We start from the raw sequence: 26,969 nt of genomic DNA on the forward strand, positions 1-26,969 counted from the left end.
GGTTCCTCCGGCGCTGGCCGCCGGGGGACCCCTCAGCTTCAGGAACCGGTTGTGAAACAAACATTCCTTTCCGGCGCGACCCTCGCTGCCCTGGTGATGCTGGTCGCGTTGCCGTTAGTGTTTATTCTGCTGCAGGCGATTTTTCCCCATTTTAGCGCCGGTTCGCTCGGGGACGCCTTTGGCGGCGTCTCGGCGCTGCTGGCCGATCCCCAGTTACCGGCGATGCTCGGCGGTACGCTGTGGATCGCCGCCGGCGTGGCGCTGGTCAGCGTAATGATTGGCCTGCCGCTCGGCATCCTGCGCGGTATGTTTTCGCTGCCGCTGCCCCGACTGTGGGATCTCCTGTTTTTGATCCCCTTTCTGACGCCGCCCTATATCTCGGCGCTCTCCTGGATGCTGGCCCTGCAAAGCCAGGGCTATCTGCAGCAGCTGACCGGCTGGCAACTGAACGATCTGCTGTTCAGCCGCAGCGGTATCGTGCTGGTGATGACCTTTAATATTTTCCCGGTGGTGTACTTTGCCGTCTCCCGCAGCCTGCTGGCGAGCGGGACCCGGCTGGCGGTGGTCGCCCGCGTCCATGGCGCCAGCGCCTGGCGCGCCTTCTGGCACGTGACACTGCCGATGCTCTCCCCGGCGCTGGCGGCGGGCACGCTGCTGGCGTTTACCCTCGCCATCGAGGAGTTTGGCGTACCGGCGGCGCTGGGCAGCCGGGCGGGAGTGGTGATGCTGACGGTCGGTATTGAGAAAAAGCTGGCCGACTGGCCGGTGGACCTTACCGGCGCCGCGCTGCTGTCGCTGCTGCTGATGGCGGTGGCGTTGTTCGCCTGGTGGCTGCAAATACGGCTGGTGGGGGAGAAAGAGGTCACCAGCGTCACCGGCAAGCCGGGAGAAAACCGCGGAGCATCGCTGAGCGTGATGACGCTGCCCGCCGTGCTGATAATGGCGGCCGTCGGCGGCCTGGCGGTCGGCGTCCCCGCCGCCTCGATGATGCTCACCAGCGTGATGGGCACGCTCTCAGGGGGCGTGAGTGTTGAGAATGTCACGCTGCGTCACTTCGCGGCGCTGTTTGACCAGCAGGGGGATGCCCTGTCGGCCCTCGGCACCAGCCTGTCGCTGGCCCTGGGCTCGGCGCTGATTGTCGGCGCGCTGGGCCTGCTGGCCGCCTGGCTGGTGATGGTGCAGAAGATTAAAGGGCGCGGGATGGTGGACGCGCTGTCACTGATGCCGGCGGCGCTGCCGGGCGTGGTGGTAGGCGTCGGTTTGATCCTGCTGTGGAATCAGCCCTTCTGGCCGCGCTCGCCCTATAACACGCTGTGGATGTTGCTGCTCTCCTATTGCTGCCTGCTGTTGCCCTGGCCGGTGCGCTATGTCGGCAGCGCGCTGCGCCAGCTGGGCCACAATCTTGAGCCCGCCGCCCGGGTGCACGGGGCGTCGCCACTGCAGGCGCTGCGGTTGATTGTTCTGCCGCTGGTCTTTCCGGCGCTGCTGGCGGCGATGCTGATGGTGTTCGCGGTGGCCTCCCGGGAGCTGGTGACCTCGCTGCTGCTCTCTCCGGCCGGTACGCAAACCGTGGCGGTGTTTATCTGGCGCCAGTTCGAACAGGGTTCCGTCGGTCAGGGCATGGCGATGGCCAGCCTGACGCTGTTGACCGGTCTGGTCCTGATGCTGACGGCGCTGGCGCTGATGCAGCGCAGCACGCGTGGTTAACGACAAGCGCACAAAAAAGACGGTCGGCGCGGAAAAATAGGCTATAAATGTCGGACACCTACAGCTGGAGGCCTTGATGAGTCCCTTTTTACGCGCCTATTTTTCCCGTCTGGGCTGGACGGGTGAGCCTGATGTATCCATTGATACCCTGCGGGAACTGCATCTGCAGCATAACAGCGCCATCCCCTTTGAAAACCTCGACGTCCTGCTGCCGCGTGAGATCCACCTTGACGATCGGGCGCTGGAAGAGAAGCTGATCGTCGCCCGCCGCGGGGGGTATTGTTTTGAGCAAAATGGTCTCCTTGAGCGCGTGCTGCGCGAGATAGGCTTTAACGTCCGCAGCCTGCTTGGCCGCGTAGTGCTGGCCAATCCGCCGCAGATGCCGCCGCGTACTCACCGTTTATTGCTGGTGGAAGTGGCGGGCGAGCGCTGGATCGCCGACGTCGGCTTCGGCGGCCAGACGCTGACCGCGCCGATCAAACTGCTGGCCGATATCCCCCAGCAAACGCCGCATGGCAGCTATCGTCTGGTGCATGAAGGGGATGAATGGACGCTGCAGTTCAACCATCACGAGCACTGGCAGTCGATGTACCATTTCGATTTAGGCCGCCAGTATGCGTCTGATTATGTGATGGGCAACTTCTGGTCGGCGCACTGGCCACAGTCTCACTTCCGTCACCATCTGCTGATGTGCCGTCATCTGCCGGACGGCGGCAAAATGACCCTCACCAATTTCCACTTTACCCACTGGGAGAATAACCACGTGGTGGAGAAGATCGATTTTGCCGATGTCTCCGCGCTGTATGAAGCGCTGCAGACCCGCTTCGGGCTGGGCGTGGACGATCCTAAACATGGCTTTAGTGAAGCGGCGCTGGCGGCGGTAATGGCGGCGTTCGATACCCATCCGGAAGCCGGGAAGTAAATTTCCTGATACCCGGTGGCGCTGCGCTGACCGGGCCTGAGGGAAAGCTATCGAATGAAGATAGAAGCGTTTTGCAGGCCGGATAAGGCGTAGCCGCCATCCGGCAAACTAACGGCGCAACGGGGTCAATGGCCTCCGCCAGCAGTCAGTGCCCGCGATGGATCCCTGCCACGCTCTGGCAGCGTCCGCTAAAACAATTCCATGGTAATCATCTTATTCAAATAACGGCTAAACGCTGCATCGTCCAGGGCCTGGGTGCCAAGGGCGTAAATCCCGTCGAGGCCGCACACCAGGGCGATAAAACGCCAGGCGATATCTGCCGGTGGTTCAGACGAATGAAATTCGCCGCAGGCGAGGCCCTGCTCGATGATGGCGACGGTCTCTTCATGCCACATGTTCATGGTCAGCAGGTAGGCCGCTTTGATGTCCGGGTCGCTGTCGGCCAGCACCTGGCCTTCGCGCCACAGGCGGATATAGGGCTCCAGCCGGCCATCTTCGCTGCCGATCATCGAGAATAACCGCTCGCGCCAGCTGGCGTCTTCGGCCACCAGCGGCATATCGAGCATCTCGCGGATCAGACGGATGAAAACCTGTGATTTCAGCTCGCCGATGGAGGAGAAGTGGTGGTGCAACTGCCCGGCGGCCACCTCGGCTTCGCGGGCGATCTGCCGCACGGTCATGGCGGCAAAGCCGCCGCGCAGCGCCAGCCGCATGGCGGCCTGCATAATCCCTTCCCGTCGTGCATCCCGCTGTAAATAGTGCATAGAACCCCGCTGTCATCTGGCTTTGGCCGAGTGTAACAAAAAATTGGACATGCGTTCAACAATCCGGCAGGATCGCCATCCTGGACGTGTGTCCAATTTCCAACATTGAGGTACAAGCTATGTCACGGCAATGGATGACGCTGATGGCGATTTTGCTGGTTTATATTCCGGTGGCGATTGACGCCACGGTATTGCATGTGGCCGCGCCGACGCTCAGCGTCGCGCTGGGTAGCAGCGGCAATGAGCTGCTGTGGATTATTGATATCTACTCCTTAGTCATGGCCGGTATGGTGCTGCCGATGGGCGCCCTCGGCGATAAAATCGGCTTCAAGCGCCTGCTGCTGCTCGGCAGCGCCATTTTTGGCGTCGCCTCGCTGTGCGCCGCGCTGTCGCCGACGGCCCTGACGCTGATTGCCTCACGCGCTTTGCTGGCGGTGGGGGCGGCGATGATCGTCCCGGCGACGCTGGCCGGGATCCGCAGCACCTTTGCCGAGGCCAGCCAGCGCAATATGGCGCTGGGTCTGTGGGCGGCGGTGGGCTCCGGCGGCGCGGCTTTTGGCCCGCTGGTGGGCGGCATGCTGCTGGAGCATTTCTACTGGGGGTCGGTATTCCTGATCAACGTACCGATCGTGCTGGTGGTTATCGCCATTAATGCGAAGGTGGTGCCGCGCCAGCCTGCGCGCCGCGAACAACCGCTCAATCTGCTGCAGGCGCTCATTTTAATTGCCTCGATCCTGATGCTGGTGTTTAGCGCGAAATCGGCGCTGAAGGGCCAGCTGGCGCTGTGGCTCACCGCACTGGTGGCGATCGGCGGAGCGGCGATGCTCACCTGGTTTATCCGCAAGCAGCTGTCGGCGACCCGCCCGATGGTGGATATGCGGCTGTTCACCCATCGTATTATTTTAAGCGGGGTGATGATGGCGATGACGGCCCTGATTACCTTGGTCGGTTTTGAGCTGCTGATGGCGCAGGAGCTGCAGTTTGTGCATCAGAAAACGCCGTTCGAGGCGGGGATGTTTATGCTGCCGGTGATGGTCGCCAGCGGCTTCAGCGGCCCGATTGCCGGCCTGCTGGTGTCGCGGCTTGGGCTGCGCGAGGTGGCGACCGGCGGGATGTTGCTCAGCGCCTTCAGCTTTTTGGGCCTCGCGCTGACCGATTTCAGCAGTCAGCCGTGGCAGGCGTGGGGGCTGATGACGCTGCTGGGCTTCAGCGTCGCCAGCGCGCTGCTGGCCTCCAGCTCCGCGATTATGGCGGCGGCGCCGAAGGAGAAAGCGGCGGCGGCCGGGGCCATCGAAACCATGGCCTATGAGCTGGGCGCCGGTCTCGGTATTGCGCTGTTTGGCCTGATCCTGACCCGCAGCTACAGCGCCACCATTGTGCTACCGTCCGGGCTGAGTGAGTCCATGGCGCAGCAGGCGTCGTCGTCAATCGGCGAGGCGGTCAGTCTGACCGAGGCGCTGCCCGCCGGGATGGCTGAGGCGCTGATGGCGGCGGCGAAGGCGGCCTTTACCCAGGCTCACAGCCTGGTGCTGGCGACGGCGGGCGTACTGCTTCTGCTGCTGGCGGCCGGCATCTGGCGCAGCCTGGCGAGCGTGGCGAAACCGCAGTCAGCGCTATAGCTGTAGCGACAGGTCCATCGCCGCGCGTCGTAGCGGGGCGAGGGCCTTCTCTTTTAACGCCGCGGCGCTGGTCGTCGCGGCGGGAACCCCGACATTCAGGGCGGCCACCACCTGGCCATTGCGTGACAGCACGGGCACCGCCAGCGAACACAACCCCACCTCAATCTGCCGGTCGGCGAGGGCATAGCCCTGCATGCGCACCCGGGCGATCTCCGCGCGTAGCCCGGCCATATCGCACAGGGTATGCGGGGTGTAGCGGATTAACGTTGCTCGTGACAGTGTCACTTCAAGCTGTTCCTCCGGCAGTGCGCTCAGCAATACCCGTCCCATAGAGGTCGCCCATGCTGGCAGGCGACTGCCGCGCCCCAGGTCGATGCTCAGTAAATTATTGACCGCCGCGCGGGCGATATAGAGCACGTTGTCGCCGTCCAGCGTCGCCGCTGAGCAGGATTCGCCGAGCGCTTTGCCAAGGCTATCCAGCGCCGTCTGCGCGACTTTCGCCAGCGGCGTGCCGGCCAGATAGGCGTGGCCGACGGCCAGCACCCGGGGCAGCAGTTCATAGCTGCGGCCATCCGGACTGTGCACCATGCCCAGCGCGGCGAGGGTATACAGGCAACGGCGTACCGCCGCGCGGGAGATTTGGGTTTTCTGGCTCAACTGAGAAATGGTCAGCCGCTGGCGCTGGGGAGTAAAAGCATTGAGCACCTCCAGCCCGCGGGCCAGAGACAGCATAAAATTGGGGTCGTGCTCGGCCTGCCTGGCGCTCAAGGTGGTGGGGGTATGGTCACGCATTGATTCCCTCTCCGTTGCAATGCAAAGCTCACGGGGCATCACTATACCGTGCGCAAACTGCACCGTCCTGAATTGTGCCGGTTTTACCACCGCGATCACATTATTAACTGCCTTTTAACAAACGTGCCGATAATCGCACAACATTTCGATTATCGCCGTTGACCAGCCGCCAGGCTGAACCCTATTGTCAATGGCACACACCTCCCCGTTATGGATGTGGGTACAAAAAGTTATACATCTCATCAGGAACCGAAAATGACCGCCACCGTAGAACGTATTGAGAGCTGGATAGTGGATGTCCCGACCATCCGGCCACACAAGTTATCGATGACCACCATGGGCTGCCAGACGCTGGTGATCGTGCGGCTTACCCGCTCCGACGGCATCTGCGGCATCGGCGAAGCCACCACCATTGGTGGTTTGAGCTATGGCGTCGAGAGCCCGGAGGCTATCTCGTCGGCGATAACCCATTATCTGACGCCGCTGTTGAAAGGGCTGCCGGCCGATAACCTGAATGCGCTGACGGCGCGTATGAACAGCGCCATTAGAGGCAATACTTTCGCAAAGTCTGCCATTGAAACCGCACTCCTTGATGCCCAGGGCAAAGCTTTAGGGCTACCGGTATCGGCGCTGCTCGGCGGCGCGCTGCAAACGGCGTTGCCGGTGCTGTGGACGTTAGCCAGCGGCGATACCGCGAAAGATATCGCCGAAGGGGAAAAGCTGTTAGCCGAGCGCCGTCATCAGGCGTTCAAGCTGAAAATTGGCGCGCGGGAATTAGCCACCGACCTGCGTCATACCCGGGCCATTGTGGAAGCGTTAGGCGATCGCGCCAGCATCCGCGTCGACGTTAACCAGGCTTGGGATGCCGCGACCGGCGCGAAAGGCTGTCGAGAGCTGGCGGCGATGGGGGTCGATCTTATCGAACAGCCGGTCAGCGACCACGACAATGCTGCACTGGTGCGCCTGAGCCAGCATATTGAAACTGCGATCCTCGCGGATGAAGCGGTCGCGACCGCTTACGATGGTTACCAACTGGCGCAACAGGGATTTACCGGCGCTTATGCCCTGAAAATCGCCAAAGCCGGGGGACCGAACAGCGTGCTGGCGCTGGCCCGCGTCGCCCAGGCGGCGGGGGTTGGCCTGTATGGCGGCACCATGCTGGAAGGGACCGTCGGTACCGTCGCGTCGCTGCACGCCTGGTCGACGCTGCCGCTGCAGTGGGGCACTGAGATGTTCGGCCCGCTGCTCCTCAAAGACGATATTGTCAGCGTGCCACTCACCTTTGCCGATGGTCAGGTAGCGCTCCCGCAGACGCCAGGGCTCGGCGTGGAGCTGGATGAAGACAAGCTGCGCTTCTATTCCCGTAAAGCATAACAGGAGTAAATAATGCTATTTAAAGTGGAGATGACCGTTAATATTCCGCTCGGTTTTCCTGCCGCCGAAGCGGATGAAATTAAACAACGCGAGAAAGCCTATTCGCAGCAATTACAACGTGAAGGCAAATGGCGACATATCTGGCGCGTCGCCGGTCTTTACGCCAATGTCAGCATTTTCGATGTTCGAGATGCCGAAGAGTTACATCAAATTTTAATGGGATTGCCGCTGTATCCCTTTATGGATATTCGCGTCGAGGCGCTGTGCCGTCATCCCTCGTCTGTTCGTGAAGACGATAGCTAATAATAATAACATCTGACCTCATGCCGGGAACACCCGGCAAATATCCTACAACGATAAGAGAGAATAATTATGAGTAATGCTTTCGTACAACAAGAAGCCGTGCAGAAATTATTACGTGAAGGCGCGGGGTTAAATGTCCCTGGCGGTAATGAACGTTTTAAAGCCATCGTCCACCGTTTGCTGGAGAATATCTGCACGCTGATCGATGACTATAACGTCACAGAAGAAGAGTTCTGGCACGCGGTGAACTATCTGCACGAGCTGGGTGGGCGTCAGGAAGCGGCGCTGCTGGCGGCCGGGCTGGGACTGGAGCATTTCCTCGACCTGCGTCAGGACGCCATTGATGCGGCGGCGCGGCGGGAAACCGGTACCCCGCGCACCATCGAAGGGCCGCTGTATGTGGCCAATGCGCCGCTGGCCGACAGCCACGCCCGGATGGATGATGGCGCAGATGCCGGGGAAGTGATGTGGCTGCATGGTCAGGTTAAAGATAATCAGGGCCAGCCGATCGCTAACGCCATTGTTGATATCTGGCACGCCAATACCCTCGGTAATTACTCGTTTTTCGATCAAAGTCAGAGCGACTACAACCTCCGTCGCCGGATCCGTACTGGCGCCGATGGCCGCTACAGCGTGCGCAGCATCATGCCGTCCGGCTACGGCTGCCCGCCGGATGGTCCGACGCAGAAGTTGCTGGATCAGTTAGGCCGCCACGGCAACCGTCCGGCGCACATTCACTTCTTCGTCTCCGCCCCGGGCCATAAGCATCTGACCAGCCAGATTAACCTCAGCGGCGATAAATATCTGTGGGATGATTTTGCCTTTGCTACCCGCGACGGTCTGATTGCCGACCCGGTAAAAGTGACCGACCGCGAGACCATCGCGCAGCGCGATCTTGAGGGAGAGCACACCGAGGTCTGTTTTGATTTCACCCTGTGTAAAGCCCTGAACGCCGACGAAGAGCACCGCGGCACCCGCCTGCGCGCCAAAGAGTAACCGGTATTATCGGCCCCGGGCACGCCGCTGCCCGGGCCAGACATTGCACCCGAAAACGACAAATTCACCCTGTTTCTTTCATCCTGAATCCTGCAGGAGGGACTGACTCATGCAAAAAACGCTATCAGCGCTTAAAGACAAAATTAACAACGCGTTAATTGTCGACCGTGAAAATCATATTTACCGTTGCCACCGCTCTATATTTACCGATCCACAGTTATTTGATTTTGAAATGAAGCATATCTTCGAAGGTAATTGGGTTTTTCTCGCGCATGAAAGCCAGATTGCCGAGCCGGGAGATTATTATACTCTGACGCTGGGACGGCAGCCGGTTATTATCACTCGTGATAAAAAGAATGAATTGCATGCATTAATTAATAGCTGTGCCCACCGCGGGGCTATGTTATGCCGACGCAAAACCGGAAATAAAAACTCATTTACCTGTCCGTTCCATGGCTGGACCTTCAGCAATAACGGCAAATTATTAAAAGCCAAAGATGAGAGCACCGGCGCCTATCCTGACACCTTCAAACAGGAAGGATCTCACGATCTGCAAAAACTGCCGCGTTTTCAGTCTTACCGCGGTTTCTTATTCGGTAGCCTCAATGCGGACGTGCAGTCGCTGGAGGCCTATCTCGGCGAAACCCGCAAAATCATCGATCTGATCGTCGATCAGGCGCCGGACGGCCTGGAAGTGCTGAAGGGCTCGTCGAGCTATGTATACGAAGGCAACTGGAAGCTGGGCGCGGAGAACGGCGCCGATGGCTATCACGTCAGCGTGGTGCACTGGAACTATGCCTCAACCATGTCACGCCGCAACTATGAAGCGGAGGGGACGCATGCGGTTGACGCCAACGGCTGGTCAAAGAGCGTCGGCGGCGGCTACGGTTTTGACAATGGCCACATGCTGCTGTGGACCCGGGCGCTGAACCCGGAAGTGCGCCCGGTGTATGCCCACCGCGAGCGTCTGTAGGCGGAATTTGGCGAACGACGCGCCGACCAGATGGTCAATGAAACCCGCAACCTGTGCCTGTACCCCAACGTCTACCTGATGGATCAGTTTTCTACCCAGATCCGCGTGATCCGCCCGATTGCGGTCGATAAAACCGAAGTCACCATTTGGTGTTTTGCGCCAAAAGGTGAATCAGACCAGGCGCGGGCGCTACGCATCCGCCAGTATGAAGATTTCTTTAACTTTAGCGGGATGGGGACGCCGGACGATCTGGAAGAGTTCAGCGCCTGTCAGCGCGGCTATCTCGGCGAAAATCTGCCATGGAGCGATCTGAGCCGCGGTGCGCTGCGCTGGGTCGACGGCCCGGATGAGCACGCCAAACATGCCGGTTTCACGCCACGACTCAGCGGGGTGAAATCAGAAGATGAAGCGCTGTACATCGCCCATCACCATCACTGGCAAACGGTGATGCTGGCGGCGCTGGAACAGGAACAGCAGCGTTACGACCAGTCGATTACCCAGCGCGTGGAGGTGGCCTGATGTTGAATCTCGAACACGTTCGCCAGTTTCTCTATTACGAAGCCCGCCTGTTGGATGATCGTCAGTGGGACGAATGGCTGAGCTGTTACAGTCCGCAGGTGGTCTACTGGATGCCGGCGTGGGGCGACGATGACCAGCTGACGCGCGACCCGCAAAAAGAGATTTCCCTTATCTATTATCCCAACCGTGAAGGCCTGGAAGATCGCGTCTATCGCATTAAAACCGAACGTTCCGGCGCCAGTACGCCGGAGCCGCGCACCACGCACATCATCAGCAATGTTGAACTGATGGGCGACAGCGACGAGGGGCTGGAGGTGCGCTACAACTGGGTCACCTGGAGCCACCGCTATCAACACACGGATGCCTATTTCGGCTCTACCTGTTGCACGCTAATTGAGCAGGACGGCAGACCGCAGATCGTGCGCAAAACCGTGCGCCTGAATAACGATTATATCCGTCAGGTGATTGACGTTTACCACATTTAAGAGGCGCTTATGACCTTCAATATTGCTCTTAATTTTGAGGACGGCATTACCCGCTTTATTCAATGCCATGCCGGGGAGAAGGTGCTGGATGCCGCCTATCGCCAGAAGGTGAATCTGCCGATGGACTGCTCGGACGGCGTTTGCGGCACCTGCAAATGCCACTGCGCCAGCGGTGAATACGATCTGGGGGAGGATTATCTCGACGAGGCGTTAAGCGACGACGAAGCGCAGGCCCGCCAGGTGCTGACCTGCCAGATGGTCCCGACCAGCGACTGTGTGATCGACGTGCCGGTGGCCGCCGCCCAGTGCAAAACCGCGCTGACCAACACCGGGGCGCAGGTACGACAGGTGAATTGTCTGTCCGATACCGCCATCGAACTGGTGGTCGCGCTGGATGAGCCGCTGGCTTTTCTGCCGGGACAGTACATTAACATTCAGGTACCGGGCACGCCTCATGTGCGCGCCTACTCATTTAGCTCGCTGCCGGGTTCTCTCGAAGGGCGTTTTCTGATCCGTAACGTGCCTGGCGGCATGATGAGCCAGTGGTTAACCCAGCAGGCGCGGCCCGGCGATCGCCTGACCCTCAGCGGCCCCATGGGCAGCTTCTATTTGCGCAGCGGCGAACGCCCGCTGCTCATGCTGGCGGGCGGCACCGGGCTGGCGCCGCTGCTCTCCATGTTACATACCCTGCAAACACAGGGCAGTCAGCGCCCGGTAACGCTACTGTACGGCGTGACCCGCGATTGCGATCTGGTGAAAACCGACGCGCTGGATGCGTTTAACCAACAACTGACGGGATATCGCTGGCTGCCGGTGGTGGCGGATGAAAACAGTACCTGCCCGCAGCGCGGCTTTGTGACCGACCATCTGGATGACGCCATGCTGAATAACGGCGACGTCGATATCTATCTTTGTGGGCCGCCGCCGATGGTGAACGCGGTCGCCACGGCGCTGCGCGACAGAGGCATTTCCCCGGCAGGGTTCTGGTATGAGAAATTTATCGCCAGCCAGAGCGCGGCGGCATAAGGAGGCATGATGCGTTTTACCGATAAAGTCGTCGCTATTACCGGCGCGGCGCAGGGCATTGGTCGCCAGACCGCGGAGCAGGCGGCAACTGAAGGCGCCGCCCTGTTGCTGATTGACCGCTCGCCTTACGTGCACGAACTGGCTGCCGTTTTAGCCCAGGCCGGAAGTCAGGTACTGGCGCTGGAGGCTGACCTTGAGCAGTGGCAGAGTACTGAACAGGCGTTTGCCGCCGGGGTCGCTCATTTTGGCCGCCTCGACGTGCTCATCAACAACGTCGGCGGCACCATCTGGGCGCGACCTTTCGCTGAATATCAGCCAGAACAAATTGAGAAAGAGATCCGCCGCTCGCTGTTCCCCACGCTGTGGGGCTGCCGTGCGGCGCTCCCCTGGATGTTGAAGCAGGGGAAAGGCAGCATCGTCAATATCTCGTCGGTGGCGACGGCAGGAGTGAACCGGGTGCCTTACTCGGCGGCGAAAGGCGGCGTGAATGCGCTGACCCGGTCGATTGCCATGGAGTACAGCGGCAGCGGCATTCGGATTAACGCCGTCGCGCCAGGCGGGACGGAGGTGCCGCCGCGCCTGACGCCGCGCAACGATGAGCAGCCGAGCGAGCAGGAAAAGGCGTGGTATCAGCAGGTGGTCGATCAGACGGTGGCGAGCAGTCTGATGCGCCGGTACGGCACGCTGGCGGAACAGGCGAACGCGATCCTGTTTCTCGCCAGCGATGAAGCCAGCTATATCACCGGCGTGACGCTACCGGTGGCGGGGGGCGATCTCGGTTAGCGGCGGGTGGCGTACCAGCAGAGCAGGGAGCCGAGACACACCATCCCGGCGCCCTGCCAGAAGGACCACGATAGCGTGGCGCTGAGCAGGACTGCCGCCAGCGCGGAAGAGAGCACTGGCGTGAAGTACGACGCGGCCGCCAGCAGGCTGACGTTGCCGTGCAGGATGCCGACGTTCCACGCCGCGTAAGCCAGCCCCAGCGCCACGGAGACCGTGATCAGCTTAATGACTACCGGCCAGCTAAAGAGCATCGGCGGCTGGTCGCTGACGAGAAATTTCAGCCATAGCGTCAGGGCGGTTAACAGGACAAAGAGGGTAATGCCATTTTTACCTTTGGCGTACTTCGCGGTCACCGTGCAGTACGCCGCCCAGATAAACGCCCCGACAAATGCCAGAATGTAGCTCAGCGGGCTGGACACCACGTTATTGATGATTTCCTCGGGGTTGAGCCCGTGCTCGCCGCCAAGTACCCAGCTCACGCCGAACAGCGCCAGCAATAAGCCGGGGATCACCAGCCAGCTGCTTTTCTGGCCATTAAAGAGAATGGCGAACAAAATCGTCAGGCTGGGCCACAGGTAATTGACCATCCCCACTTCAATGGCCTGCTGGCGAGTGGCGGCGAACCCCAGCGACAGGGCGAGGCAGATTTCATAGCTGACAAACAGCACGCTGCCAGCCAGCAGATAGCGGCGCGGGATCTGGCGCAGGTTGGGAAAGCCAACGGTAAAAATGAGCAGCAGGCCGCTGAGGCTATAAATCATCGCCGCGCCGCCAACCGGGCCTAACCCTTCGCTGACGCCGCGAATCAATCCGACCATCGTGCTCCATAAGATAATGGCGGCGAAGCCGATTGATGTCGCTCTCTTTTTTTGCATATTTAACCTGATAGTGACGCAAACGCAGCCGGAATTTATAACATCTTTTGCCGGTCGATGGTCGATATTTCCCGCCGGCGTTAACTCTTTGGTATTAGTCAAACTCGTCGCCGCTGACTATTAAGGGGGCGAGCGTTTTCGACCTTGATTTGACGCAAATAAAACAAAGGTATTGCTGTTAGTTTCCTCCGCGCGATGAATCAACATCCTGCATGGAGGAATGCAATGGACGTCAGCCGCAGAAAGTTCTTTAAGATCTGCGCAGGCGGTATGGCCGGAACCACAGCCGCCGCCCTGGGCTTTGCCCCTAAAATGGCGCTGGCTCAGGCACGCAATTTCAAATTGCTGCGTGCGAAAGAGATCCGCAACACCTGCACTTACTGCTCCGTGGGCTGTGGGCTATTAATGTATAGCCTCGGCGACGGCGCGAAAAACGCCAAAGAAGCGATTTACCATATTGAAGGGGACCCGGACCATCCGGTGAGCCGCGGCGCGCTGTGCCCGAAAGGCGCAGGCCTGCTGGACTATGTCCACAGTGAAAACCGCCTGCGTTATCCGCAATACCGCGCCCCGGGCTCGGATAAATGGCAGCGCATCTCCTGGGATGAAGCTTTTAACCGCATCGCCAGACTGATGAAAGCCGACCGCGACGCCAACTTTATTGAAAAGAACGAGCAGGGCGTGACGGTTAACCGCTGGCTTTCCACCGGCATGCTGTGCGCCTCGGCGGCAAGCAATGAGACTGGCATGCTGACGCAAAAATTTGTGCGTTCGCTCGGCATGCTGGCGGTAGACAACCAGGCACGCGTCTGACACGGACCAACGGTAGCAAGTCTTGCTCCAACATTTGGTCGCGGTGCGATGACCAACCACTGGGTTGATATCAAAAACGCTAACGTCGTGGTGGTGATGGGCGGCAACGCCGCCGAAGCGCATCCGGTGGGATTCCGCTGGGCGATGGAAGCGAAAAACAATAACGATGCCACGCTTATCGTCGTCGACCCGCGCTTTACGCGTACCGCGTCGGTGGCCGATATCTATGCGCCGATTCGTTCCGGTACCGACATTACCTTCCTGTCGGGCGTGCTGCTGTACCTGATCGAAAATAATAAGATCAATGCCGAGTACGTGAAGCATTACACCAATGCCAGTCTGCTGGTGCGGGATGATTTTGCCTTCGAAGAGGGCCTGTTCAGCGGCTACGATGCCGAAAAACGTCAGTACGATAAATCGTCCTGGAACTACCAGTTCGATGAAAACGGCTACGCCAAACGCGATAAAACGCTCAGCCATCCGCGCTGCGTGTGGAATCTGCTCAGGCAGCATGTTTCCCGCTACACGCCGGAAGTGGTGGAGAATATCTGCGGTACGCCGAAAGCGGACTTCCTTAAAGTGTGTGAGGTGCTGGCGTCAACCAGCGCCGCGGACCGCACCACCACCTTCCTGTATGCCCTGGGCTGGACGCAGCACACCGTCGGCGCGCAGAACATCCGCACCATGGCGATGATCCAGTTGCTGCTCGGCAATATGGGCATGGCCGGCGGCGGCGTCAACGCGCTGCGCGGCCACTCCAATATTCAGGGGCTGACCGATTTGGGCCTGTTGTCGACCAGTCTGCCGGGTTATTTGACGCTGCCATCCGATAAACAGAGCGATCTGCAAAGTTATCTTAGCGCCAACACGCCGAAAGCGACGTTGCCCGACCAGGTGAACTACTGGAGCAACTACCCGAAATTCTTCGTCAGCCTGATGAAATCGTTCTATGGCGAGGCGGCGCAGAAAGAGAATGACTGGGGCTTCAACTGGTTGCCGAAATGGGATCAGGCCTACGACGTTATCAAGTACTTCAATATGATGGATAACGGCAACGTCACTGGCTATATCTGTCAGGGCTTCAACCCGGTAGCGTCCTTCCCGGACAAAAACAAAGTGGTCCGCAGTCTCAGCAAGCTGAAGTATCTGGTGGTTATCGATCCGCTGGTGACCGAAACCTCGACCTTCTGGCAGAACCACGGCGAGTCTAATGATGTCGACCCGTCGGCGATTCAGACCGAAGTCTTCCGCCTGCCGTCGACCTGCTTTGCCGAAGAGGATGGTTCGATCGCCAACTCCGGTCGCTGGCTGCAGTGGCACTGGAAAGGCCAGGACGCACCGGGGGAAGCGCGCAACGATGGCGAAATCCTGGCTGGGATCTATCATCGTCTGCGCGAGCTGTACCGTCGCGAAGGCGGGAAGGGCGCGGAACCGCTGCTGAAAATGAGCTGGCGCTATAAGCAGCCAGATCACCCGGAATCGGCAGAAGTGGCTAAAGAGAACAACGGCTACGCGCTGGCGGATCTCTACGATCAAAATGGCGCTCTGCTGGCGAAAAAAGGCCAACTGCTCAATAGCTTCGCGCTGCTGCGCGATGACGGCAGCACCGCGTCGTCGTGCTGGATCTATACCGGCAGCTGGACCGAGCAGGGTAACCAGATGGCGAATCGTGATAACGCCGATCCTTCGGGCCTGGGCAATACGCTGGGATGGGCCTGGGCGTGGCCGCTCAATCGTCGGGTGCTGTATAACCGCGCTTCGGCTGATATTAACGGCAAGCCGTGGGATGCGAAGCGGATGCTGATCCAGTGGAACGGCAGCAAGTGGGTCGGAAATGATATTCCGGACTTCAATACTGCGCCGCCGGGGAGCAACACCGGGCCGTTTATCATGCAGCAGGAGGGACTTGGCCGCCTGTTTGCGCTCGATAAACTGGCGGAAGGGCCGTTCCCGGAGCACTACGAGCCGATGGAAACCCCGCTTGGCACCAACCCGCTGCACCCGAAGGTGGTCTCCAGCCCGGTGGTGCGTCTGTATGAAGAGGACGCCATCCGCCTGGGTAAGAAGGATAAGTTCCCGTATGTCGGCACCACCTATCGTCTGACCGAGCATTTCCACACCTGGACCAAGCATGCGCTGCTCAATTCCATCGCGCAGCCGGAACAGTTTGTCGAAATCAGCGAAGGGCTGGCGAAAAGCAAAGGTATCGCCAACGGCGACTGGGTGAAAGTCAGCAGCAAACGCGGGTTTATTTGCGCGGTTGCCGTGGTGACCCGCCGACTGCGCACGTTGAACGTCAACGGCCAGCAGGTCGAAACCGTCGGGATCCCGCTGCACTGGGGCTTTGAAGGCGTGGCCCGTAAAGGCTATATCGCCAATACCCTGACGCCTAACGTCGGCGATTCCAACTCGCAAACGCCGGAGTATAAGGCGTTTCTGGTCAACATCGAGAAAGCGTAAGGAGCGATTCAATGGCGATGGAAACACAAGACATTATTAAACGCTCCGCGACCAACCCCATCACGCCTGCGCCGCGCGCGCGGGACTATAAGGCCGAAGTCGCCAAGCTAATCGATGTCTCCTCCTGCGTGGGCTGTAAAGCCTGCCAGGTGGCCTGTTCCGAGTGGAATGACATTCGCGATGAAGTGGGGCACTGCGTCGGCGTGTATGACAACCCGGCGGATCTTAGCGCTAAATCCTGGACGGTAATGCGCTTTAGCGAGACCGAACAGAACGGCAAGCTGGAATGGCTTATCCGCAAGGATGGCTGTATGCACTGCGAGGAGCCGGGTTGCCTGAAAGCCTGCCCCTCCGCCGGGGCGATTATTCAGTACGCCAACGGCATCGTCGATTTCCAGCAGGAAAACTGCATTGGTTGCGGCTACTGCATTGCCGGGTGTCCGTTTAATATTCCGCGCCTCAATAAAGAGGATAACCGGGTTTATAAATGCACGCTGTGTGTGGATAGGGTCAGCGTCGGTCAGGAACCGGCCTGCGTGAAAACCTGTCCTACCGGCGCGATCCACTTCGGCACGAAAAAAGAGATGCTGGAAGTGGCGCAGGAGCGGGTGGCTAAGCTGAAAAAACGCGGTTATGCCAACGCCGGGATCTACAACCCGCCGGGCGTAGGCGGCACCCACGTGATGTACGTCCTGCATCATGCCGACCAGCCGGAGCTGTATCACAAGCTGCCGAAGGAACCGCAGATCGATACCAGTATCAGTCTGTGGAAGGGGGCGCTGAAACCGCTGGCGGCGGCGGGCTTTATCGCCACCTTCGCCGGGCTTATCTACCACTACATCGGTATCGGGCCGAACAAGGAAGTTGATGACGACGAGGAGGAGCATGATGAGTAAATCGAAGATGATTATGCGCACGACGTTTATCGATCGCGCCTGTCACTGGACGGTGGTTATCTGTTTCTTCCTCGTGGCACTGTCGGGAATATCGTTTTTCTTCCCGACGCTGCAGTGGCTAACGGAAACCTTCGGCACGCCGCAGATGGGGCGTATCCTGCACCCGTTCTTTGGGGTGCTGATTTTTGTCGCGCTGATGTTTATGTTTGTGCGTTTTGTCCACCACAATATCCCTGATAAACAGGATATCCCCTGGCTGAAAGGTATCGTGGAGGTGCTGAAAGGCAACGAACATAAGGTCGCGCGCGTCGGGAAATATAACGCCGGGCAGAAGATGATGTTCTGGACCATTATGAGCATGATTTTCGTGCTGTTGGTGACCGGGGTGATTATCTGGCGGCCGTATTTCGCGGCATATTTCCCGATTCAGGTGATTCGCTATAGCCTGCTGATTCATGCGACGTCGGCGATTATCCTGATCCACGCGATCCTCATCCATATGTATATGGCATTCTGGGTGAAAGGGTCGATTAAAGGCATGATCGAAGGCAAGGTGAGCCGCCGCTGGGCGAAGAAACATCACCCGCGCTGGTATCGCGATGTCGAACGCCTGGAGGCGATGAAAGAGAGTCGCGAAGGGATGAAGTAAGCCTTCACGGCGCAAAACCCGCTCCGGAGATGTCGGAGCGGGTTCCCGGCAGTCAGCAGTTCGTGATAAGTGTATCGATTGAATCGATAACGCCCTGGCGCGCATGACTCAGATTGCAGACGAAATCCTGTGGCTGGATCCGTTTATTATTTAAGTTACTGATCATTGGCGTACAAAGTAAAAAGCTGTCAAATTCTGTATTTATCCTTGGTACGACATGCTGATGCCAGCGTGGTAACTGTTGTGTTCGCATTAAAGGAATAATGACTCTCGTGGCCAGGTCTGCATAATAATCATTCTGCACGATCATATAATACGGCAGGGTTTTATTTGTCTGAGCAGAACAATTTCGATAAACATTGAATTGTTCAAGCATCATAGTACCCTGAAAAATTCATCATCAGTAAGAGTGCCTCCTTTTGCAATAAATTCATTCATTGCGGCAATGAATTCCTTGTGCTGTCGCTGTTTATCTGCTTCTCGTAAATCCTTACCTGGCTGTGCTGACGCCTTCTGGACGGGTACGTCAGTGGGTCTTTTACGTAGCGTATTACTTTTCATCATCGGCTCCTTGCGGTTGGTTCTGTGATTATTCACTTTACTCACTAAAAAATAAATCCCAGCAGCAACTTTAATGTTTATTTTGCGAGGCCGCTTCCAGAGGAAAGTAACCGCATGAAATATTCATGGTTGTGGTAATAAACCTGGCGCTGGTATTAACCAGCGCGGCGAAGAATAATCAGAACTTCTCGGGAATAAAGCGGAAGGGGAAATTGGTCTGTTTCATTTTGCCAATTTTGCGCTTCGGCAGCGTCACATGCTCCACCGGTAAAGCTTCATAGGGGATCTGCGACAGCAGATGGGTGATGATATTCAGGCGTACGCGCTTTTTATCCTCCGAGCGGGCGACGAACCACGGCGCCCAGGCGGTATCGGTGGCGGCGAACATGGCGTCGCGGGCGGCGGTATATTCATCCCAGCGGTTGAAAGACTTTATGTCCATCGGCGAGAGCTTCCAGATTTTACGACCATCGTCGATGCGATCCCGCAGGCGGCGCTCCTGCTCCTGCGGAGAGACCTCCAGCCAGTACTTGAGCAGAATAATGCCCGATTCGACCATGCCGCGCTCCACCATCGGCGCGCCGTCGAGAAACTTCTGCACCTCCTCCGGGGTGCAAAAGCCCATCACCCGTTCGACGCCGGCGCGGTTGTACCAGCTGCGATCGAAAATCACAATCTCGCCAGCCGCCGGAAGGTGCTTGATATAGCGCTGAAAATAGAGCTGGCTTTTCTCACGCTCGGTGGGTGAGGGCAAGGCGACGACCCGGAAGATACGCGGGCTGACGCGCTCGGTGATCGCCTTAATGGTGCCGCCTTTGCCGGCGCCGTCCCGCCCTTCAAAGACGATGCAAACCTTCAGCCCTTTATGCACCACCCAGCGCTGCAGTTTCACCAGCTCAACATGGAGTTTGCGTAACGCTTTCTCATACGCTTTATTGTCGAGCGGGGCGGTCTTCACCGCCGCGTCGACCGGATTACCGTTTTTCTTATTACCCATCGCCATGCTCCGTGTTGCCGAGGTATCCCTTTGAAGTGTAATCCTTCGCCGGCGAGGCGGTGGAAAATATTCGCGGAGGGGACGGGCTAGCTGGCGTTCCCCGCCGCAATGACTTCCAGCCCCACCCGCTGCCCCCATGACAGCTCCAGGGTGTTACCGTCCGGGTCGGCAAAGAAGGCGAAGTATCCCACCGGATCGCCCAGCTGTTCCGGTTCCCGCCGCAAAACGCCTTCCCGCCGCGCCTGAGCGACCTTCTCATCGATCTCCGCCTGGGTGGCGCAGGCGACACCGAGATGGCCGAACGGGCCCAGCGGTGTGTCGGCCGGATCGTCACTCTGCACCAGCACCAGAGCGAAGGGCCGGGTGCGATCGCTGAGCCACGCCACCTTACGCGCTGAGGGCAAGCCGGGCTCGCGCTGGTGAATGACGGTCATCGCGGTATAGCGGGTATAAAAATCAATGCTGCTGGCCAGACAGCGGACGGTAAAGGCGACATGGGTAAAACCGACATCAACAGTTTGCATCGATGATTCTCCAGAGGTGAATGATGGGAAGACTTTACAACCTCAAGTTAAGTTGAGATCAATTGGGCGTTTATCGCTTTGAGCCCACTGATTTTAATAGGGGAGGGTCATTGCTAAGCCACGCCGTCGCCGGCTCGATGATGGCCGGCCGCGCGGCGGCGAGCATGAACGAATCAGGCCGTTGTATGGAGGAAACTGCCGTCGGGCGTTTTTAGCTGGTGTGTCGGGGCGGGATGGTCAATAATGCCGGCCGTCTCTCAATACCCCTATAAGATGTATGAAAAAAACGATTTTTTCACTGGCGCTGGGCACCTTCGGACTCGGCATGGCGGAATTTGGCATTATGGGCGTGCTGCCGGATATGGCGCACGATGTCGGGATTTCGATCCCCGCCGCCGGCAATATGATTGCCTGGTATGCCTTCGGTGTGGTGATCGGCGCGCCGATCATGGCGCTGCTCTCCAGCCGGTTTTCGTTGAAATCGGTGATGCTGTTTCTCGCTGCCCTGTGTATTCTCGGCAATACCCTGTTTACCCTCTCCAGTAGCTACGCCATGCTGGCGCTTGGCCGCCTGGTTTCCGGTTTTCCTCACGGGGCGTTCTTTGGCGTCGGCGCGATTATCCTGTCGAAAATCGCGCCGCCGGGGAAGGTGACCGCCGCGGTGGCGGGGATGATCGGCGGGATGACGGTGGCTAACCTGGTGGGGGTCCCCGGCGGCACCTGGCTTGGGCATCACTTCAGCTGGCGCTATACCTTTGCCCTTATCGCCGTGTTTAACGTCGCCGTGTTGATGACTATTTTCTGCTGGGTGCCCACCCTCTATGATCGCACCAGCACCCGGCTGCGCGAGCAGTTCCGTTTTCTGGCCTCCCCGGCGCCGTGGCTGATTTTTGCCGCCACCATGTTTGGCAATGCGGGTGTGTTTGCCTGGTTCAGCTATATTAAGCCCTTCATGCTCAATGTCTCCGGCTTTGCCGAAAGCAGGATGATGCTGATTATGATGCTGGCGGGGCTGGGAATGGTGGTCGGTAATCTGTTCAGCGGCAAAATTTCCGGACGCTTCAGCCCGCTGCGTATTGCGGCCATGACCGACGGGGTCATTGCCGTGACGCTGCTGCTGATCTTTGCCTTCGGTGAGCATAAAGTCGCTTCGCTGACCCTGGCGTTTATCTGCTGCGCGGGACTATTCGCCCTGTCGGCGCCGCTGCAGATCCTGCTGCTGCAGAACGCCAAAGGCGGCGAGATGCTGGGGGCGGCAGGAGGGCAGATTGCCTTCAACCTCGGCAGCGCCATCGGCGCCTTCTGCGGCGGGATGATGATTGCCCAGGGCTTTGGCTGGAACAGCGTGGCGCTTCCTGCCGCCACGCTGTCGTTTCTGGCGATGAGCGCCTTGCTCATCTATGGCTGCCATCAGCGCCGACAAGCTTGCTAACGACGCTTACTCACGCCAGGGTTCGCCAAGGGTCAGCATCAGCCGGTTGGCCCAGGCGAAAAAGGCCGCCGACTGCAGCAGATCCAGCTGGGCCAGGGTATCTAAACCCTGCTCATCAAGCGCCGCCAGATGGCGGGCATTCAGCCCGGGCGGCGTCACCGACAGCGCAGCGGCGGCGTCGATTTCCGCCTGCCAGCGCGGCGACTGGCCGTCACTCAAATTTTCCCCCGGCGTCACCGCCAGCAGCGTGTCGACAGCGGTCTCGTCCTTCGCCAGCTGCGCCGCTTTGCGGGCATGCACCGAGGCGCAGTAGATACAGCCGTTGATTTTGCTGGTCACCGTGGCCGCCAGTTCGCGTTCTGCGCGCGGCAATCCTCCGGGGGTATAGAAAATGCCTTTATCGGTCAGCGTCCGCTGCTCCAGCACCGGCTGGTTGCGCGCCAGCAGGCGAAAGTAGGGGGAGTCGCTATGGCCATATTTGGCCAGAATCGCCTGTTCTTCAGCGCTGAATTCCGCCAGCGGTTTATCGGCCAGCCAGGGTTCCCAGTGCAGCTCGTCGCGGGTGAAGCGAACCGGGGCCGCTTTGCCGCTCTGGGTGTGCGGTGTGGTATGCCAGTATCCGGCGACCAGCGGCGTATCGGCGCTGACAATGGGCTTATGGTTCAGCGCCCGCAGGCCCAGCAGCAGTCGGCTCTGGAAGCTGACAAAGGCCACCAGTTGCGCCAGAGTGACGATGCCCCGCAGGCTCCAGCCCGCGCCGGTTAAGGTGTGCAGCGCGCCGGGGGTAGCTTCGACGGGGGTGAAGGTGAGCAGGCGGGCAAAGGCCAGCGCCGGGACCAAACGATCGGTGGTTGGATCGGCGAGCCCGAAACCGGCATAGTGCGCCGCCAGCGCGTCCGCCTGGTGCAGTTTCGCCACCTTCGCGGCCACCGCGAAGCGTTCATCAAGAGGAAAGTCAGCGTCCTGCTGGCGGAACAGCACTTCATAACTTCCCTGGGCGTGACGGGTGGCGGCATCGCGTACGGCGCGCGCCTGGTCGAGCGGGGAACCGGCGGCAATCTCCGCCAGTTCGGCCAGAATATCCTGACTCAGCGTCATGGTGACTCCTTATCTGATGTGGGGGGCAATATGCTGAGCGATCAGCTCAATGGAACGCAGCGTATCCCGGTGCGAAGGCTCGACCGAGTGCACCTGAAACGAAATATCGGTGGCGCGGGCCAGCACGCTGTCCTGCGCCAGGGAGGCAATAACATGCTCAGGATCGCCGACGTGGGCATCCAGTTGTTGCAGATAGTCGGTGACACTGTCACCTTCTATTGTATGACCCGCCGCCCGGTGCTGTGTCGCCTGCTTGCGCAGACCGGGCTCGGCGACCTGCAGGGCGTAGGCGTGACTGTCGGCGACGAAGGCGGTGCGCGAGGCGAGGATCCGCGGTGCAACGCCGTCCGGCAGCGCCGCCAGGTAGGCGTCGATGATCGGGTTCTGAATGGCGTCCAGCGGCAGACGTGGCTCGCCGGGTGGCCGTGGCTGGGTGCGCGACAGCATCAGCCCGTGTCCCGCCTGACCGGCGCGGATGGCGCCCTCCGCCGAGAAGGTGGCGATCCAGATACGCTGCGCCAACTGCGGTGCGGGCGGATAGAGACGGTTGTCCGGGTGGCTCAGCGTGTCGCCGCGCCAGGCGCTATGGATCAGGTGCAGATGGTCGGCAAACACCGCCCCGCGCCGCTCGCTGGTCAGGCCGAAGGGCAGAAACGACGTTGGCGTGCCGCCGGAACCAAATCCCACCTCCAGACGCCCGTCGGTGAGTAAATCCAGTACCGCCGCGTCTTCGGCGACGCGCAGCGGATTTTCCATCGGCAGAGTGATAATCGCCGTGCCGAGACGGATCCGGTCGGTCTGTGCCGCCACGTGGGCGAGAAACACCAGCGGCGATGGCAGGCCGCCTTCCTGTTCATGAAAATGGTGCTGGGCAATCCATGCGCTGTCGAAGCCCAAACGCTCCGCGTGGCGGATCTGTTCGGCCGCCAGCCGGTAGCGCGTTTGCGCGGAGCCCTGATCGAGCAGACGGGTAAAAAAGCCGAGGCGTTTAGGCATTATGCGTTCTCCGTGTGGGCCTGTGCTAAGCGGGGTGAAACCTGGGGAATGGCGGCGATCAGTTCGCGAGTGTAGGCCTGCTGCGGAGTGGCGAACAGGCGGTCAACGTCGCCATGCTCCACCACCTGGCCGGCGCGCAGTACCGTGACGCTGTCGGCAATCCGCCTGACCGTCGCCAGATCGTGGGTAATGAACAGGTAGCTCAGACCCAGCTGCTGCTGTAACTGCTGCAGCAGGGCGAGGATCTGCGCCTGAACGGTGACGTCGAGCGCCGAGGTCGCTTCGTCAAGGACCAGTATCGCCGGCTCGAGGATCAGCGCCCGGGCAATCGCCACCCGCTGCCGCTGGCCGCCGGAGAGCTCCCGCGGCGTACGCGACAGCAGCTCCGGGGCCAGCGCCACCCGCGCGGCGACGGTCTCCACGCGCAGGCGACGCGCCGACGCGCTGAGGCGCTCAAAGTTCTTTAATGGCTCTTCGATAATCGCAAACAGCGTCTGGCGCGGGTCGAGCGAGGCGAAGGGGTTCTGGTAGACAAACTGGATTTTCCGCCGCAGCTGACGCTGCGCCTCGCGGCTGAGATGCCCGGCGTCGATACCGTCGATGGTCACCTGTCCGGCATCGGCGCGCTCAAAGCCCAGCAGGATCCGCGCCAGGGTAGTTTTCCCGGAGCCGGATTCGCCCACAAGCGCATGGGTGGTGCCGCGTCTGACCTCAAAACTGACGCTGTCGAGCGCCTGCAGCGCCTGTTTGCCCAGCGAGAAACGTTTGCTGATCCCCTCCACGCGAATGGCCGGCGTGGCCAGCAGTCGGTGACGAGCCGCCGTCAGCCCCAACGGCGCATCCTGCAGGTCGTGGAGCAGCTGGCGGGTGTAGGGGTGTTGCGGACGCTGGACAATCGTCTCGGTGGCGCCCTGTTCCTGAATCTCTCCCTGACGAAACACCATGATCCGGTCGGCGCGTTCTGCGGCCAGCGCCAGATCGTGGGTGACAAACAGCACGGCGGTACCCGACTCGCGACGCAGGATATCGAGCAGGTCGAGAATGCGCTTCTGCACCGTGACGTCGAGAGCGCTGGTGGGCTCGTCGGCAATAATCAGATCCGGCTGCAGGGCAATGGCGATGGCGATCAGCACCCGCTGTTTCATCCCGCCAGACAGCTGATGCGGATACTGGTCAAAACGCTGTTCCGGGTGGCTGAGACCGACTTTAGTGAGCAGGTTAAGGACCTGCTGTCGGCGCTCAGCGGCGGAGAGGGACTGATGCAGGCGCAGGATCTCTTCCACCTGCTGGCCAATGGTTTTTACCGGATTGAGCGAATTACCGGGATCCTGCGGGACCAGGCTGATGCTCACTCCGCGCAGGCGGTTAAGGCGTTTTGCCGACCAGTCGCTAATCACTTCGCCATTGAGGACAATCCGCCCGGCATCCCGGCGGGCATTATCCGCCAGCAGGCCGATAATGGCCTGCGCGGTGGTGGTTTTCCCCGAGCCGGATTCTCCGACGAAGGCCAGCATTTCGCCACGCTGGATGGAAAAACTCACGTTGTGCACCACCTCGCGCCATTCGCCCCGCGAGCGGTAGCTGATGCGCAGATCTTCAACGGACAGAACGTTCATGGGCGTACTCCACTCCACTGGCGGCTAAGACGATTGGCGGCAAGGACCACGGCGACCACGGCGAGGCCGGGGAAGGTGGTCAGCCACCAGGCGGTCGACAGGTAGTTGCGACCTTCGGCGATCAATAATCCCCACTCCGGGACCGGCGGCGGGGTGCCGTAGCCGAGGAAGCTGAGGGTGGCCAGGGCCAACATCGCCTGTCCGAACTGCAGCGTCGCGAAAGCAAGCACCGCAGTGAGCGAGTTGGGCAGAATATGGCGCCAGAAGACGGCGAAAAAGGTGCCGCCGCTGCCCCGGGCCGCCTCGACGTAATCGCTGTGGCGCACGCGCACGACCTCCGCCCGCGCCAGGCGCGCGAAGCTGGCGATAGCCGCCACACCAACCGCCACCGCCGCATTCACCGTGCCGAAACCAAGCAGAATAATTACCGTGAGCTGCAGCAGCAGGGAGGGGATGGCCAGCAGGACATCGACCAGGCGCATGATCGTGGATTCAACACGTCCGGTCAGCGCCCCGGCGAGCGTACCAAGGGCGGTACCTACCACCAGGCCGATGGCGACGGCGATCAGCGCCGCCGACAGGGAATGTACCGCGCCGTAAACCACCCGCGTCCACAGGTCGCGCCCCAGCTGGTCGGTACCCAGCCAGTAGTGCGCTTGCGGCGCCAGGCGCTGAGCGCCGGGGATCCCTTCCAGCGGGTTAGCGGAGGTAAACCACTGCGGGGCGAGGGCCATTAACAGCGCAGTGATCATCACCGCCCACGCCAGCCACAGGCCAGGCTGCAGACGCACCCTGCGCCATTCCGGGCGGCGGCGAACCGCGATGGCATAATCGACCAGGCTCATTTCGCACCTCCGGTCTGTAAATGGAGTCGGGGATCCAGTCGCGGCATGACCAGGTCGACAAGCAGGTTTATCAGGACGAAACCGAGGGCGGAGATCATCACCACTGCCTGCAGCACGGCGATATCCTGGTTATTGACCGCCTGCTGGGTCAGTTGGCCGAGGCCGCTGCGGCCGAAGACGGTCTCAGTGATCAGCGCCCCGGCAATCAGCTCACCCAGCAGCAGCCCGGCAATATTCAGCGCCGGCAGCAGGGCATTACTCATCACATGGTGCCAGAGGACGCCGGTCTCGCTCATTCCCTTGGCGCGGGCGACCGCGACGAAGGGCTGAACCGCCACCTGATCCATGCTGCGCATCAGGATCTGCGCCAGCGGGGCCGAAATGGGCAGCGCGACGGCGATAACCGGTAAAATCAGCCCTTCCAGTGGGCCGGGGTTGATCACCGGGATCCAGCGCAGCTGAAACGAGAAGAGCTGGATCAGGGCGATACCCAGCCAAAAAGTCGGCAGAGAGATAAACAGCACCGGCAGCGACTGCAGGAGGTTACTCAGCCAGCGCAGCCCCGGCAGACGCGAGGCGAAGGCGAGGGCGAACGCCAGCGCCACGGCCAGCAGAAAGGCCGGCAGCGCGAGGCTTAAGGTATCCGGCAGGTTGCTGGCAATCAGACTACTGACCGCTAGCCCCGCCTGCAGAGAATAGCCGAAGTCGCCGTGCAGCATCGCCAGCAGTGTGTGCAGGTACTGGCGCCACAGCGGGCTATCGGCGCCGTAGGCCAGTCGCATGTCGGCGATTTGCGCCGGGCTCAGGCCAAGATCCGGATTCTGAAACTTGATCAGCACCGCATCTCCCGGCAGCACCTGCAGCAGGAAAAAAGTGAGGGTAAATGCCGCCCACAGGACCAGCAGCCCCTGGCCGAACCGTCGCAGAAGATAAGCGCTCATACC

25 protein-coding genes and 1 pseudogene are annotated in these 26,969 nt (G+C 60.1%); 14 read left to right on the plus strand and 12 right to left on the minus strand.

From position 1 onward, the window contains the following. The first annotated feature begins 51 nt into the window (after positions 1 to 51). A complete protein-coding gene (locus CW267_RS01095; protein ID WP_032754498.1) occupies positions 52 to 1,707 on the plus strand; it encodes an ABC transporter permease in 1,656 nt (551 codons plus the stop codon). A 76-nt stretch (positions 1,708 to 1,783) separates the two neighbouring features. Next, positions 1,784 to 2,629, plus strand: a complete 846-nt coding sequence (gene nhoA / locus CW267_RS01100; protein WP_032754496.1) for an N-hydroxyarylamine O-acetyltransferase — start codon at positions 1,784 to 1,786, stop codon at positions 2,627 to 2,629. Between the two features lie 188 nt (positions 2,630 to 2,817). Here the strand turns inward: nhoA and CW267_RS01105 are convergent, their stop codons facing one another. Next, complete coding sequence (locus CW267_RS01105) at positions 2,818 to 3,393, minus strand: TetR family transcriptional regulator (protein WP_032738859.1); 576 nt, start codon at positions 3,391 to 3,393, stop codon at positions 2,818 to 2,820. A 119-nt stretch (positions 3,394 to 3,512) separates the two neighbouring features. On the opposite strand from CW267_RS01105, the gene kmrA reads away from it, so the two are divergent. Then, positions 3,513 to 5,012: an efflux MFS transporter KmrA gene (kmrA, locus tag CW267_RS01110; protein ID WP_012968097.1), complete on the plus strand. Its 1,500-nt coding sequence runs from the start codon at positions 3,513 to 3,515 to the stop codon at positions 5,010 to 5,012. Here kmrA and CW267_RS01115 read toward each other — a convergent pair. Further along, a complete protein-coding gene (locus tag CW267_RS01115) occupies positions 5,007 to 5,843 on the minus strand; it encodes an IclR family transcriptional regulator C-terminal domain-containing protein (protein ID WP_165787414.1) in 837 nt (278 codons plus the stop codon). The two genes, kmrA and CW267_RS01115, sit on opposite strands and share 6 nt — an antisense overlap. 171 nt (positions 5,844 to 6,014) lie before the next feature. Here CW267_RS01115 and CW267_RS01120 point away from each other — a divergent pair, with 171 nt between their 5' ends. The 7 genes and pseudogenes from CW267_RS01120 to CW267_RS01150 all read left to right on the plus strand — a co-directional run bounded on the left by CW267_RS01120 (position 6,015) and on the right by CW267_RS01150 (position 12,263). Then, positions 6,015 to 7,178, plus strand: a complete 1,164-nt coding sequence (locus CW267_RS01120; RefSeq protein WP_165787415.1) for a muconate cycloisomerase family protein — start codon at positions 6,015 to 6,017, stop codon at positions 7,176 to 7,178. 12 nt (positions 7,179 to 7,190) lie between these two features. After that, complete coding sequence (gene catC / locus CW267_RS01125; RefSeq protein ID WP_012968100.1) at positions 7,191 to 7,481, plus strand: muconolactone Delta-isomerase; 291 nt, start codon at positions 7,191 to 7,193, stop codon at positions 7,479 to 7,481. A 69-nt stretch (positions 7,482 to 7,550) separates the two neighbouring features. Then, the gene (gene catA / locus CW267_RS01130; protein ID WP_032730479.1) at positions 7,551 to 8,477 is read left to right on the plus strand and encodes a catechol 1,2-dioxygenase; all 927 of its coding nucleotides are present in this window, start codon (positions 7,551 to 7,553) and stop codon (positions 8,475 to 8,477) included. A 109-nt stretch (positions 8,478 to 8,586) separates the two neighbouring features. Then, positions 8,587 to 9,969, plus strand: a pseudogene (locus CW267_RS01135) (Rieske 2Fe-2S domain-containing protein). Next, positions 9,969 to 10,454: a benzoate 1,2-dioxygenase small subunit gene (benB, locus tag CW267_RS01140; RefSeq protein ID WP_012968103.1), complete on the plus strand. Its 486-nt coding sequence runs from the start codon at positions 9,969 to 9,971 to the stop codon at positions 10,452 to 10,454. The pseudogene CW267_RS01135 and the gene benB overlap by 1 nt, the downstream one beginning before the upstream one ends. A 9-nt stretch (positions 10,455 to 10,463) precedes the next feature. Continuing rightward, on the plus strand, positions 10,464 to 11,480 hold the full coding sequence (benC, locus tag CW267_RS01145) for a benzoate 1,2-dioxygenase electron transfer component BenC (protein WP_032735739.1): 1,017 nt from the start codon (positions 10,464 to 10,466) through the stop codon (positions 11,478 to 11,480). 9 nt (positions 11,481 to 11,489) lie between these two features. After that, on the plus strand, positions 11,490 to 12,263 hold the full coding sequence (locus tag CW267_RS01150; RefSeq protein ID WP_100780992.1) for a 1,6-dihydroxycyclohexa-2,4-diene-1-carboxylate dehydrogenase: 774 nt from the start codon (positions 11,490 to 11,492) through the stop codon (positions 12,261 to 12,263). Here the strand turns inward: CW267_RS01150 and yddG are convergent. Continuing rightward, a complete protein-coding gene (gene yddG / locus CW267_RS01155; RefSeq protein WP_100780993.1) occupies positions 12,260 to 13,138 on the minus strand; it encodes an aromatic amino acid DMT transporter YddG in 879 nt (292 codons plus the stop codon). The two genes, CW267_RS01150 and yddG, sit on opposite strands and share 4 nt — an antisense overlap. Positions 13,139 to 13,363: 225 nt before the next feature. Between yddG and fdnG the strand changes: the two genes are divergently transcribed. From fdnG to fdnI, 3 genes are read left to right on the plus strand one after another with little or no spacing between them, the layout of a single operon-like run. Next, on the plus strand, positions 13,364 to 16,411 hold the full coding sequence (gene fdnG, locus CW267_RS01165) for a formate dehydrogenase-N subunit alpha (protein ID WP_094030618.1): 3,048 nt from the start codon (positions 13,364 to 13,366) through the stop codon (positions 16,409 to 16,411). Positions 16,412 to 16,422: 11 nt separating this feature from the next. Next, complete coding sequence (gene fdxH / locus CW267_RS01170) at positions 16,423 to 17,307, plus strand: formate dehydrogenase subunit beta (protein WP_032735735.1); 885 nt, start codon at positions 16,423 to 16,425, stop codon at positions 17,305 to 17,307. After that, positions 17,300 to 17,956, plus strand: a complete 657-nt coding sequence (gene fdnI / locus CW267_RS01175; protein ID WP_032735733.1) for a formate dehydrogenase-N subunit gamma — start codon at positions 17,300 to 17,302, stop codon at positions 17,954 to 17,956. The genes fdxH and fdnI overlap by 8 nt, the downstream gene beginning before the upstream one ends. 52 nt (positions 17,957 to 18,008) lie before the next feature. Here the strand turns inward: fdnI and CW267_RS01180 are convergent, their stop codons facing one another. The 4 genes from CW267_RS01180 to CW267_RS01195 form a co-directional block, all read right to left on the minus strand. Next, positions 18,009 to 18,335: a CcdB family protein gene (locus CW267_RS01180; protein ID WP_032735730.1), complete on the minus strand. Its 327-nt coding sequence runs from the start codon at positions 18,333 to 18,335 to the stop codon at positions 18,009 to 18,011. Next, positions 18,332 to 18,517 carry a hypothetical protein gene (locus tag CW267_RS01185; protein WP_025711567.1) on the minus strand — a complete coding sequence of 62 codons (186 nt, stop codon included), beginning with the start codon at positions 18,515 to 18,517 and terminating at the stop codon, positions 18,332 to 18,334. Before CW267_RS01185 ends, CW267_RS01180 begins: the two co-directional genes overlap by 4 nt. A gap of 178 nt (positions 18,518 to 18,695) precedes the next feature. Beyond that, the gene (gene ppk2, locus CW267_RS01190) at positions 18,696 to 19,514 is read right to left on the minus strand and encodes a polyphosphate kinase 2 (protein WP_012541603.1); all 819 of its coding nucleotides are present in this window, start codon (positions 19,512 to 19,514) and stop codon (positions 18,696 to 18,698) included. Positions 19,515 to 19,600: 86 nt separating this feature from the next. Next, positions 19,601 to 20,038 (minus strand): VOC family protein, encoded by a 438-nt coding sequence (locus tag CW267_RS01195; RefSeq protein WP_012968112.1) that lies wholly within the window; start codon positions 20,036 to 20,038, stop codon positions 19,601 to 19,603. Between the two features lie 277 nt (positions 20,039 to 20,315). Here CW267_RS01195 and araJ point away from each other — a divergent pair, with 277 nt between their 5' ends. Further along, positions 20,316 to 21,470 carry an MFS transporter AraJ gene (gene araJ / locus CW267_RS01200; RefSeq protein ID WP_032730466.1) on the plus strand — a complete coding sequence of 385 codons (1,155 nt, stop codon included), beginning with the start codon at positions 20,316 to 20,318 and terminating at the stop codon, positions 21,468 to 21,470. A gap of 6 nt (positions 21,471 to 21,476) precedes the next feature. Here the strand turns inward: araJ and CW267_RS01205 are convergent, their stop codons facing one another. Genes CW267_RS01205 through CW267_RS01225 form a run of 5 tightly spaced genes read right to left on the minus strand, consistent with a single transcriptional unit; the run spans position 21,477 to position 26,966 of the window. Then, entirely contained in the window at positions 21,477 to 22,568 is a 1,092-nt protein-coding gene (locus CW267_RS01205; protein WP_100780994.1) for an alkylhydroperoxidase domain protein, read from the minus strand. Positions 22,569 to 22,577: 9 nt separating this feature from the next. After that, complete coding sequence (locus CW267_RS01210) at positions 22,578 to 23,564, minus strand: putative FMN-dependent luciferase-like monooxygenase (protein WP_032735723.1); 987 nt, start codon at positions 23,562 to 23,564, stop codon at positions 22,578 to 22,580. Further along, positions 23,564 to 25,180, minus strand: a complete 1,617-nt coding sequence (locus CW267_RS01215; protein WP_032730463.1) for a dipeptide ABC transporter ATP-binding protein — start codon at positions 25,178 to 25,180, stop codon at positions 23,564 to 23,566. Before CW267_RS01215 ends, CW267_RS01210 begins: the two co-directional genes overlap by 1 nt. After that, positions 25,177 to 26,025, minus strand: coding sequence for an ABC transporter permease (locus CW267_RS01220; RefSeq protein ID WP_023297686.1), 849 nt, complete (start codon positions 26,023 to 26,025; stop codon positions 25,177 to 25,179). Before CW267_RS01220 ends, CW267_RS01215 begins: the two co-directional genes overlap by 4 nt. Then, positions 26,022 to 26,966, minus strand: coding sequence for an ABC transporter permease (locus tag CW267_RS01225; RefSeq protein WP_100780995.1), 945 nt, complete (start codon positions 26,964 to 26,966; stop codon positions 26,022 to 26,024). The genes CW267_RS01220 and CW267_RS01225 overlap by 4 nt, the downstream gene beginning before the upstream one ends. Positions 26,967 to 26,969: the final 3 nt, after the last annotated feature.

This window comes from Klebsiella sp. X1-16S-Nf21, assembly GCF_002837615.1.
Classification (GTDB): domain Bacteria; phylum Pseudomonadota; class Gammaproteobacteria; order Enterobacterales; family Enterobacteriaceae; genus Klebsiella; species Klebsiella variicola.